This window comes from Tianweitania aestuarii, from assembly GCF_018457165.1.
In the GTDB taxonomy this organism is placed as follows: domain Bacteria; phylum Pseudomonadota; class Alphaproteobacteria; order Rhizobiales; family Rhizobiaceae; genus Tianweitania; species Tianweitania aestuarii.
In genome coordinates this window covers 119,099-128,773 of record NZ_JAFMNX010000001.1, presented here as the reverse complement: position 1 = coordinate 128,773, position 9,675 = coordinate 119,099, and the positions used below count along the sequence as shown (strand labels likewise).

10 protein-coding genes are annotated in these 9,675 nt (G+C 59.1%); 3 read left to right on the top strand and 7 right to left on the bottom strand.

What is annotated here, in order from left to right:
• Positions 1 to 1,539, bottom strand: a complete 1,539-nt coding sequence (locus JYU29_RS00650; RefSeq protein ID WP_213982866.1) for a GNAT family N-acetyltransferase — start codon at positions 1,537 to 1,539, stop codon at positions 1 to 3.
• Positions 1,514 to 2,305, bottom strand: a complete 792-nt coding sequence (locus JYU29_RS00645) for a helix-turn-helix domain-containing protein (protein WP_213982865.1) — start codon at positions 2,303 to 2,305, stop codon at positions 1,514 to 1,516. The genes JYU29_RS00650 and JYU29_RS00645 overlap by 26 nt, the downstream gene beginning before the upstream one ends.
• Positions 2,306 to 2,373: 68 nt before the next feature.
• Between JYU29_RS00645 and JYU29_RS00640 the strand changes: the two genes are divergently transcribed.
• Positions 2,374 to 3,024: a DUF2726 domain-containing protein gene (locus JYU29_RS00640; protein WP_213982864.1), complete on the top strand. Its 651-nt coding sequence runs from the start codon at positions 2,374 to 2,376 to the stop codon at positions 3,022 to 3,024.
• 12 nt (positions 3,025 to 3,036) lie between these two features.
• Here the strand turns inward: JYU29_RS00640 and JYU29_RS00635 are convergent, their stop codons facing one another.
• The 4 genes from JYU29_RS00635 to JYU29_RS00620 form a co-directional block, all read right to left on the bottom strand.
• The gene (locus tag JYU29_RS00635; RefSeq protein WP_213982863.1) at positions 3,037 to 4,101 is read right to left on the bottom strand and encodes an HlyD family secretion protein; all 1,065 of its coding nucleotides are present in this window, start codon (positions 4,099 to 4,101) and stop codon (positions 3,037 to 3,039) included.
• A 24-nt stretch (positions 4,102 to 4,125) separates the two neighbouring features.
• Positions 4,126 to 5,709, bottom strand: a complete 1,584-nt coding sequence (locus JYU29_RS00630) for an MFS transporter (RefSeq protein WP_250157223.1) — start codon at positions 5,707 to 5,709, stop codon at positions 4,126 to 4,128.
• Positions 5,710 to 5,851: 142 nt separating this feature from the next.
• Positions 5,852 to 6,289, bottom strand: a complete 438-nt coding sequence (locus JYU29_RS00625; RefSeq protein WP_213982861.1) for a MarR family winged helix-turn-helix transcriptional regulator — start codon at positions 6,287 to 6,289, stop codon at positions 5,852 to 5,854.
• Positions 6,290 to 6,391: 102 nt separating this feature from the next.
• On the bottom strand, positions 6,392 to 6,694 hold the full coding sequence (locus JYU29_RS00620; RefSeq protein WP_213982860.1) for a hypothetical protein: 303 nt from the start codon (positions 6,692 to 6,694) through the stop codon (positions 6,392 to 6,394).
• Between the two features lie 218 nt (positions 6,695 to 6,912).
• On the opposite strand from JYU29_RS00620, the gene JYU29_RS00615 reads away from it, so the two are divergent.
• Together JYU29_RS00615 and JYU29_RS00610 are read left to right on the top strand one after the other, a co-directional pair.
• Entirely contained in the window at positions 6,913 to 8,616 is a 1,704-nt protein-coding gene (locus JYU29_RS00615) for an MFS transporter (RefSeq protein ID WP_213982859.1), read from the top strand.
• A 131-nt stretch (positions 8,617 to 8,747) separates the two neighbouring features.
• Positions 8,748 to 9,086 (top strand): hypothetical protein, encoded by a 339-nt coding sequence (locus tag JYU29_RS00610; protein WP_213982858.1) that lies wholly within the window; start codon positions 8,748 to 8,750, stop codon positions 9,084 to 9,086.
• Between the two features lie 63 nt (positions 9,087 to 9,149).
• On the opposite strand, the gene JYU29_RS00605 is transcribed toward JYU29_RS00610, so the two are convergent.
• On the bottom strand, positions 9,150 to 9,662 hold the full coding sequence (locus JYU29_RS00605) for a YciE/YciF ferroxidase family protein (protein WP_213982857.1): 513 nt from the start codon (positions 9,660 to 9,662) through the stop codon (positions 9,150 to 9,152).
• Positions 9,663 to 9,675 lie beyond the last annotated feature (13 nt).

Sequence of the window (9,675 nt, the reverse complement as noted above, 5' to 3'; positions counted from 1 at the left end):
TTATACCTCAAAGTTTAAATTGGCTCGTTGCAGTAATGACCTAAGGCTCTGCCCTGTAAGCTTATATATCGATTGCTGAGGATGACCGTGCACAACGCCAAGATTACGCAGTTCGTTTAGGCCTATTGGAGGATCTATATAGGCGACTAAGAGGTAGTTGATTACCTTGACCGGACGGTTCAGACTTGCAGACCAATCAGTCAGTTGCTCCTCACTGTAGACAGAACGCCCGCCGGTTAGCTGCATAAGTTCACGAGTAGAGTGAGCCTCTGTAACGCTTTCGAGGATACCAAGCGCGGTCATCGATTGAGAGGGCTCTTCCTTTGACGCGCTTTTATAGAAGAAAAGGATCGATCCTGGTAGATCAAGGCGGGATTGAGCCCGACAAAGATACACCTTGCGAATGGTGTTGCCGGGTCGACTTGGTCTTCCTTCCGCCAACGTACCAACGAAGAGATCCGGTTGTTTTGGGCACCATAAGTCCGGATAAAGGATGTCGTGGTAACTTTCCATTATCGGTATACCGAAACCGCAAACGGCTTCATCGATCACAAACCGAGGATAATTACGCCGAGCCAGCTCGAACGCGGGAGCGCCTTCAGGTCTGATTAGCTTTTCCGACGAAAAACTCCTCTCGTATATAAGCTCTCCGTTCTTGTTTTTTCCAGAATTCGCGAATCCGTAGAACTCTAGCAGGCTTATTAGCGATACTTGGTCTTCGTAGGTCGTCAGATAAGTTAAGCCATAGTCGTTTGATTGAGCATACCACAATATCTGCTTCAGAAGCAGCTCGCCGAGCTTAACCCCGCGTTTCTCGGGAGAAACCTTAAAGGTACAAATCTTCAGTATCTTATCCGCTGGTGTGATGGCATCAGTCTCCGATCTACTCTCATCTTTTTTGACAATAAGACCGGCAAGAACATCACCATCGTAGACAACCCAGCAGGAGCGGTGCTGCTTAACGCATTTATCTCGCCACCACTCGTTGAATTCAGGATACCCATCTCGTAGGCTGTCGAAGAAGCTATCTTCGTGATCTATCTCGTGAGCTTCAACCTCCGCGACGTGGCGGATAGGAACCGCTTTGGGCTCATAGGTCTGAGAAAGTAGATCAACAGCATCGCCGACGAATAAAACCCGCCTTCCCAGCTCAGCGGAGTGGCGTTGTGCGCGGTCGTGCAAACCGCGATCTTGAGTGACTAAGAAATCTGCCGAACCGATCACCAACGCGTGCAAAAGTTTAGCGTCGACGACGTCATTTCGCTTTCGCAGAGGACCAAAGTCGGTCGCAAGAGATTGGACCGTTAGACCGCGTCGCTCCCGCAGCACACGATACTTGTCGATCTTACTTAGCGAGATTTCGCGACGCCTGGCGTCCCTATCGCACGCAATATCTTCCTTCGCCGCTTCATGCACAAAGATATCAACCTTGTGCGAGGATGCTAAGCTTAAAAACTTCGCATAAGCGGCTTCGACCTTATGGTAGTCCTCCAAGCCTATCAGAATATTCGTATCAATGAGATACGATTGCTGGCTCATCTCTCAGCGCCTTCCTCAAGTCGCGCTTAGCGTAGAGAAATGATTGCGGCGGCTCAAATCCAAATTTTTCACGCAATTCACTTAATGGCAATGGTCGCGAGAACGTTCTAACACCCTCGAAGACCAACGCATACCCCTCCCGCAAGCCTTCAAAGTATCTATCAAACTTATCACGACCTATGTAAGCCGAGGTTTGGAATTCATTCCAAATCTGCTCCACCGGGAGCTTAAACACATCTCGAATCTCAGCGATCCCCACCATCGCCTTTATAGGCGCTGAAGCGTAGATATACGCTATTGCCCCACTTGGAGCAGAGACGGGAAAGCGCCTTCTTAGCTCGACTGTTTTACGTCCATCGAGTATCTTCGTGGAGTATTCCGGCTTGATTGAAAGCACGACATCTCGCTGAGACTTGAAAAGATCATCACCAAGAATCGGCAATATAAGCTGATCGTCATCCCCGCATTCTACATCGAACGCTTCTGTGAATTTGAGTGCCAGCGGAGCATCTTGTGGAAAGCGAGCATCAACACGCAATGACGCGCCAAGCCCTTCGACATAACGCTGTACGGTCGAGAGAAAGACTTCGCCACCCTTTTCGATTTTCGATATGGCGGCTTGTTGAACGCTCATGCGTATAGCTAGTTGGTGCTGCGTTAAACCGGACATGAGACGCAGTCGACGCAACTCTCCTCCTAGCCGCTTTGCGTCACCTATCCCGGTCGCGGCAAAGGCCTCTATGACCTTCCCAGAAAACTTTCCCATGCTCACCCCAATAACAAGTTATGCCGTTAGTATAACGTAGATATATTCCATGCAAGGAATAGCTACTCATGACGATTGGTACATTCCCCCCGCTCGACGACCAGCAACTGATCCTTCTCTGCCTGCTTGTCGGCTTCGTTGTCTTCATCGGCCTTGAACTCTGGCTGAAGAAGCGGCGGCGGCGTGCGGGGGGCAAGCGGTGGTTCGAGCCACGCGCGAGCGATGCGGCGCGGGTGCCGGATGCGGCGGATCAGTTGCGGATCGTGATGGGGGCCGATTTCACCATTCAGCCGCTGCTCAACAAGGGCGAAACGCGGTTGTATCGGGAGCTGGACCGGCTCGTGTCGGAGCGCAACCCGGAATGGCGCGTAATGGCGCAGGTTTCCCTGGGCGAAATCCTGCGCAGCCGGGATGCCGAAGCCTATCGCTGCATCAACGCAAAGCGCGTCGATCTGCTTCTGGTGGATGCGGATTGCCGGCCGCGCCATGTCGTGGAGTATCAGGGCAGCGGGCATCATCAGGGAACGGCGGCGGCGCGCGACGCGATCAAGAAGGAAGCGCTGCGGCGCGCCGGCATCGGCTATCATGAAGTGCTGGCCGGCCACACCACGCCGAGCGATCTCAAGCGTCTGATCGAGCGGCTGATGGAGCGGGCCGCCGGGCCGTGGCACGCATCGGCGGGCGATGGGGAGCGGCCGGTGGAGGAGCGGCCGTTTTAGGGCCACTCTTTTCTACTCGATCGCCGCCGTTTCGGTCGTGCCTTGCTGCTTGTCGATCGTCACCACCACCGACATGCCGGGCGCGAGGTTTTCGGTCATGGGCTGGTCGGGATCGAGCGCGATGCGCACGGGCAGGCGTTGAGCGACCTTGGTGAAGTTGCCGGTGGCGTTGTCGGGTTTCAGGACGCTGAATTCCGAGCCCGTCGCCGGGGCAAAGCGCTCGATGCGGCCGGTGAAGTCGGTGCCGCGCAGGGCATCCACCGTCATGCGCACGGTATGGCCGAGTTTCATGCCGGCAAGCTGGGTTTCCTTGAAGTTGGCGACCACCCATCTGCGCGCGGGCACCACGGCAACGAGCTGCGTGCCGGCCGACACATATTGGCCGACCCGCGCGCCGACTTCGCCCAGACGACCGTCTTCGGGCGCGGTGATGCGTGTGTTCTGCAGGTCGATCTCGGCCAGTTCCACGGCCGCACGGGCGCCTTCAACTGCCGCTTCCAGTGAACCACGCGCGACCTTCGTGCTTTCGAGATCCTGACGCGACACATCAAGGCTGGCTTGCGCCTGGCCGTCGGCGGCGCGTGCTTGTTCCACCGCCGAGCGGCTTTGATCGGCTTCGCTGGCCGTCACCACACCATTCTTCAACAGCGGCTCGATGCGCGCCCAATTCTTTGTTGCGATGTCGAGCGACACGCGCGCGCCTTCCAGTGCCGCTTCGCTTGCGCGCACGCGGGCCTCGGCCGAACGGCGCTGTTGTTCGGAATTGGCCAAGGACGCTTCCTGTGCCGCGAGGTTGGCCTTCGCCTGTTCGAGCTTCTGTTTGAAGATGCGATCGTCGAGGCGAACAAGCAGCTCGCCCTTTTTCACCTGCTGATAATCCTGCACGGGCACTTCGCGGACATAGCCGGCAAGCTGGGGTGCCACGATCGTCACCTGGCCGCGCACATAGGCATTATCCGTGGTTTCCACCGACGAGGTAAAGGGCGGCAGGCGCCAGGCGTACAAAACAAGCGTGACGCCGAGAACACCGAGTGCAACGGCGATGATGGTCGCGGAATATCTGGAGAATTTGGACATGGCGGTTGTTCGGTTTCTTGGGTCTCAGGCGGCGGCAACGGCGGGCTCGGCGGCAACAGGCGGTGTCATCCGGGCACGCAGCGCGTCATAGGCGATGTGAAGAAGAAGGGCGGTAAGGGCGGCGGCGGCCAGGCAGGCGATCAGCATGAAGGCGTCGTTATAGGCGAGCACATTGGCTTCGCGGGTCGCTTGCCGTGACAGGAGCACGGCGCCTTCGGCATTCTGCAGCACCCGGTCGGTCAACGTGCGGGCATAAGCCCCGCCAAGCTGCGCAATACGCTGCGCAACGAGCGGGTCGGTCAAGGACAAATGCTCCACCAGAATGCTGGAATGGTACTTCTCGCGGATGGTGATGAAGGTGCCAAACAGCGCCGAGCCGAGCAGACCGCCCAGGCTCTGGGTGGTCAAAAACACCACGATGAAGCTCAGAATATATTGCGGGCCCTTCGCTATGGCCGCAACGAAGCCGCGCGCCATGGCCGGCGGCAGAAACAGCGCGCCGGCAAAGGCGATCATCCCCTGGCTGAGATACATCTGTTCGGGCCGCGTCAGGCTGGTGGACTGCGTGTCCATCAGACTGCCGATAATCACCACCGTCAGCGCAAACATGTGGATCGCGCGTTCGGTGCTGAAGCGCATGGCGAAGATGCAGGTGATGCCGCCAAGGATCGTGCCGCAGATGATCACCGTATAAAGGCCGGTCATCTGGTTGTTGGTGAGGCCGAGCACCTGAAACAGGCCGGGCGCGCCGCTGGTTTGTTCGGACAACACCATGCGAAACAACAGCAACACGGCTGCGAAATGCAGGACGGGCGGGCTGACGATCCAGCGGATGTCGATCAGGTGATTGGTGCGGTTCAGCTCGATCGCCACCATCACCGTAACGCAGGCGATGCCGAAAGCCAGCAGCGCACCGAGCCACGGCGCTTCGAACCACCAGTAGAAGCGGCCGAGCACCAGCACCACGGCCACCGAACCGAAGCCCATGGCGAGAAAGGCGTAGCTGATTAGGTCGGTCTTGCGGATCACCTTGGCGCGCGGCTGCGGCTGGCTGAGCGGCAGGAGGTAAACAAGGCAAAGCGCGACGAAGGCGAGCGCCACTTCAAGCGTGGTCAGGCTGTGAAAGCCCTGGATGTCGAGCAGGCCGGGCGAGATCACGCGCGCAAGCGGTGCGGCGAGCGAGATGTTGGTGAGCGCGATCGGCAATCCGATCTGCATCTTCTTGGCCGGCGGAAACGGCTCCAGCATGTAAAGGAAGCCGAGGCTGGAGATCGGCGAGGCCGCAATGCCGCTCATGAAGCGCACCACCATCGCCGATGACAGATCGCTGATGAACAGGTTGAGAAAGCAGGCGACAACGAAGCCGAGGATGCTGATTTCGGCGAAGTTGCGCAAACCATACTGGTTGCGGATCTTGATCAGCGCCACGGCGAGCGACACGTTGGGCGCCATATAGGCGGCCACCATCCAGGTCGCTTCATTGGTGGTCGCGCCGATCGCGCCCTGCAACTGGGGAATGTTGGCGTTGATCAGGTTCATGCCCAACCCTTGCGTCAAAGCAAGGATCAGCGAAGCCAGCATGTAGGAAGCCGCGCGCGCCGGGTGCATGGGAACAAAGGGTGGCGGCGTCGGGGCGGCGGCAGGCTGTGGTTCCACCTCCGCCGCTTCTTCCGCCGCCAACGGCACAGCGCCGGCTTCGGCTTGCACCGGCCGGTTCGTCTGGGAAACGCTGGACATGAAACGCTCCCGCTTAAACCAGCGCGCCGATCTTGCTCGAAACCTGCTGAAGCACGCGGGTCGCGGCGGCGAGATCCGACTTGCCGACGCCGCCCAGAACCTGCCGGCGTAATTCGGCGATGTAGCTCAGAAGGTTGTCTGCCTGTTCGCGGGCGAGATCCGTCAGATAAATCGCCTTGGCGCGACGATCGCCTTCCACAGCGCAACGCAGCACGAGGCCGGTCTTTTCCAAAGCGTCGATCAGGGACACGACGGATGGCTGCTCGACTTCCAGCGCTTCGGCAAGCTGCGACTGGGTCATGCCGTCAGTCTTCGCCAGAAGAAGGAGAATGCGCGCACGCGCCAGCGTCAGACCTTGTTCCTTGACGCGCGCGTCGAACAAGGTGCGCATCTTGCGGCTCACTTTCGTGAGTTCGTCCATAAAGGCGGTTTGTTCGACGATGGCGTCCATGATGCGTATTCCATAGAAATAATATGGTAAGGCATCTAATTATGTGTCAGGCGATGATTTAACAAGAGGGCGTCAACGGCTTTTTGCGTGAACGCATGCCCTTCAGTTCCGCATGCGCTTCCACAGCCTGAGCAAGCCGATCATGATGACGAGCAGGATGCCATTGACGGGAATGCCAATCAGCATGCGCGGCAGCATGTCCGGCGCGTCGCGGTGAAAGGCGATCCCGATCAGAACGGCGATGAAAAGCGCGCCCAGCACAAGGGGTGCCGACCGGCCGGCGCGGGTTGTCGTGGCATGCGCGGTGTTGGCGGAGGTGATCGCCAGAAACAGGATCATGCCGATGCGAAACGGGTCGGTGAACTGTTCCACCACGATCGCGCCGATTGAAGCCTGCATGTCCATGCCCGTTTCCCTCCCTTGTCTGCCAATGCGAGCACTATCCTGTCTCGCAGTCTTCTGTTTAGACCGGGCGAATGTGAACACTCCAATTCGACTAAAGTCATAAGCCGAAAGACTTGATGGCTGCTTCTGCAAAGCCGGTTCATAGTCGCTTCCTGCGGATCAGCTGGCGCAGGGGGAGAGCCGCGCCAGCCAGGCACATCCGCTACTGGGAGGTTTCAATGGCAATGGCACAGGCAGCCGGGGCGCCAAGCCGCGGCATGACAGGCGAAGAACGCAAGGTAATCTTCGCATCTTCGCTCGGCACGGTTTTCGAGTGGTACGACTTCTACCTATATGGTTCGCTTGCCGCGTTCATCGGCGCGACCTTCTTCAGCCAGTATCCGGAAGCCACGCGCAACATCTTCGCGCTGCTGGCTTTTGCCGCCGGCTTCATCGTGCGTCCGTTCGGCGCGCTCGTGTTCGGCCGCATCGGCGATCTCGTGGGTCGCAAATACACCTTCCTCGTGACCATCCTGATCATGGGCCTGTCGACCTTCATCGTCGGCCTTCTGCCGGGCTCGGCCACCATCGGCATCGCCGCACCGATCATCCTGATCATCCTGCGCATGCTGCAGGGTCTGGCGCTCGGCGGCGAATATGGCGGTGCGGCGACCTATGTGGCCGAACACGCGCCCGATGATCGTCGCGGCTTCTACACATCGTGGATCCAGACCACGGCCACGCTCGGCCTGTTCCTGTCCCTGATCATCATCCTGATCGTGCAGGGCTCGATGGCGAAGGAAGACTTCGCGGCCTGGGGCTGGCGCATTCCGTTCCTTCTTTCCGTCGTGCTGCTCGGTATTTCGGTGTGGATCCGCATGACCTTGTCGGAATCGCCGACGTTCAAGCGCATGAAGGAAGAGGGCAAGACGTCCAAGGCACCGCTGACGGAAGCCTTTGGCCAGTGGAAGAACGCCAAGATCGCGCTGATCGCCCTGTTCGGTCTCACCGCCGGCCAGGCCGTGGTGTGGTATTCCGGCCAATTCTATTCGCTGTTCTTCCTCACCAACGTGCTGAAGGTCGATGCGCAGTCGGTCAACATCATGATCGCCATCGCACTGGCTCTGGGCAGCCTGTTCTTCGTGGTGTTCGGCTGGCTGTCCGACAAGATCGGTCGCAAGCCGATCATCATGGTCGGTCTGGCGCTCGCGGTCGTGACCTACTTCCCGCTGTTCAAGGCGCTGACCTGGGCCGCCAATCCGGCGCTGGCACAGGCGCAGGCCGATGTGCGCGCAACGGTGACGGCTGCACCCGGCGATTGTACCTTCCAGTTCAATCCCGTGGGCACCGCCAAGTTCACCAAGTCCTGCGATATCGCGACCGGCTTCCTTGCCCGCAACTCGGTGCCTTACGACATCGTGACCACGGCACCGGCTGGAACGCCGGCAACGGTGGCGGTCGGCAGCGTGACCGTGCCTTCCTATGATGCAACGGCGGCAGGTGCCGACGCGGCAGCACAGGGCAAGGCCTTTAACAATGCCGTGCATGCCGCCCTGCACGATGCTGGCTATCCGCTGGTGCTCAACGAGACCACGGGCGCTTACGCCATGGTGGCGGATCCGAACGCGGTTAACTGGCCGATGACAATCGGCATCCTGTTCATCCTCGTTCTTTACGTCACGATGGTGTACGGCCCGATCGCCGCCATCTTGGTGGAAATGTTCCCGACCCGCATCCGCTATACCGGCATGTCCCTGCCCTATCACATCGGCAACGGCTGGTTCGGCGGGTTGTTGCCGGCAACCGTGTTCGCCATGAGCGCGGCCAAGGGCGACATCTATTTCGGCCTTTGGTATCCGATCGCCTTTGCCGCGATGTCGCTGGTGGTCGGCCTCCTGTTCGTGAAGGACACGCTCGGCACCAACCTGCACGCCAAGACCTGAGCGCGCATCGTCTCACTCGACAGCAAGCCCGGCGGGAGCGATCTCGCCGGGCTTTTTCTTATGCCCGGTTCACGGCTGCTTGACGGATCGCGACTTTGCCGGGCACAGCTGCCTTTTTCCGGGAGTTGACGATGAGCCTGTTCGGCGCGGTTCAGCTTGGTATTTCGACGCTGATCTTCATGCTGGCCGCCAGTGCCGCCAAGGCGTGGACCATGGCGCCCAGCGTGCCACGGCTTCTCCTGGTTCTGGCGCTCTATTCGGTGGGCAATCTGATCATGCTGAGGCTGATCCGTGAGTTCGGCCTCGGTGTCGCGATCAGCCTGTCGGCCGTTGTTCAGCTCGTGGCGGTGAATGTCGTGGCCTTCGCCTGGTTTGGCGAGCGGGTCGGCACGCTGCAAGGGGCCGGCATCGTGCTTGCGGTGGCGGCGGTGGCGCTGATCACGCTTGGGCCGAGCCTGCAGGGCCGCTGATCGAACAAAAGGCCCGCCGCGCGAGCGACGAGCCTTTTGACGTATAAACTGAACGCCGGAGACTTATTCGGCTGCAGCCATCGAGTTCACGCCACCGGCTTCCGCGATCTGCGTCAGCTTCTTGTCAGTGGCTTCTTCCTCGTCGAGGTTCTGCTGCAGGATGGCGGCGCAATCGGATCGGCCGAGCTGCTTGGCCCAGGCCACGAGCGTGCCGTAGCGCGTCATCTCGTAATGTTCCACGGCCTGTGCGGCAGCGACCAGCGCTGCATCCAGCACCTGCTTGTCATCGATCTCGCCGGTGATCTCGTTTGTTTCCTCAATGATGCCATCGATTGCCGGGCAGCGGACCTGCTTGGCCTGCACGCCATGCATCTCGAATACCTGCTCGAGACGGCTGATGTGGGTCTTGGTTTCGGCCAGATGCGTTTCGAAGCCCTGGCGCAGCGTCATGTCCGACGCCTTGTCGATCATCTTCGGCAGAGCCTTCACGATCTGATTTTCGGCATAATAGATGTCGCGCAGCGTGTGCACGAAGAGATCGTCCATCGTGCTGATGTCTTTGGAAAAGAAACCCATCGTTTTCACCTTC

Coding starts and splice junctions, on each gene's coding strand:
- JYU29_RS00615 (WP_213982859.1), top strand. CDS start 6,913: ATGGCAATGGCACAGGCAGCCGGGGCGCCAAGCCGCGGCATGACAGGC.
- JYU29_RS00650 (WP_213982866.1), bottom strand. CDS start 1,539: ATGAGCCAGCAATCGTATCTCATTGATACGAATATTCTGATAGGCTTG.
- JYU29_RS00620 (WP_213982860.1), bottom strand. CDS start 6,694: ATGGACATGCAGGCTTCAATCGGCGCGATCGTGGTGGAACAGTTCACC.
- JYU29_RS00635 (WP_213982863.1), bottom strand. CDS start 4,101: ATGTCCAAATTCTCCAGATATTCCGCGACCATCATCGCCGTTGCACTC.
- JYU29_RS00610 (WP_213982858.1), top strand. CDS start 8,748: ATGAGCCTGTTCGGCGCGGTTCAGCTTGGTATTTCGACGCTGATCTTC.
- JYU29_RS00625 (WP_213982861.1), bottom strand. CDS start 6,289: ATGGACGCCATCGTCGAACAAACCGCCTTTATGGACGAACTCACGAAA.
- JYU29_RS00605 (WP_213982857.1), bottom strand. CDS start 9,662: ATGGGTTTCTTTTCCAAAGACATCAGCACGATGGACGATCTCTTCGTG.
- JYU29_RS00640 (WP_213982864.1), top strand. CDS start 2,374: ATGACGATTGGTACATTCCCCCCGCTCGACGACCAGCAACTGATCCTT.
- JYU29_RS00630 (WP_250157223.1), bottom strand. CDS start 5,709: ATGCACCCGGCGCGCGCGGCTTCCTACATGCTGGCTTCGCTGATCCTT.
- JYU29_RS00645 (WP_213982865.1), bottom strand. CDS start 2,305: ATGGGAAAGTTTTCTGGGAAGGTCATAGAGGCCTTTGCCGCGACCGGG.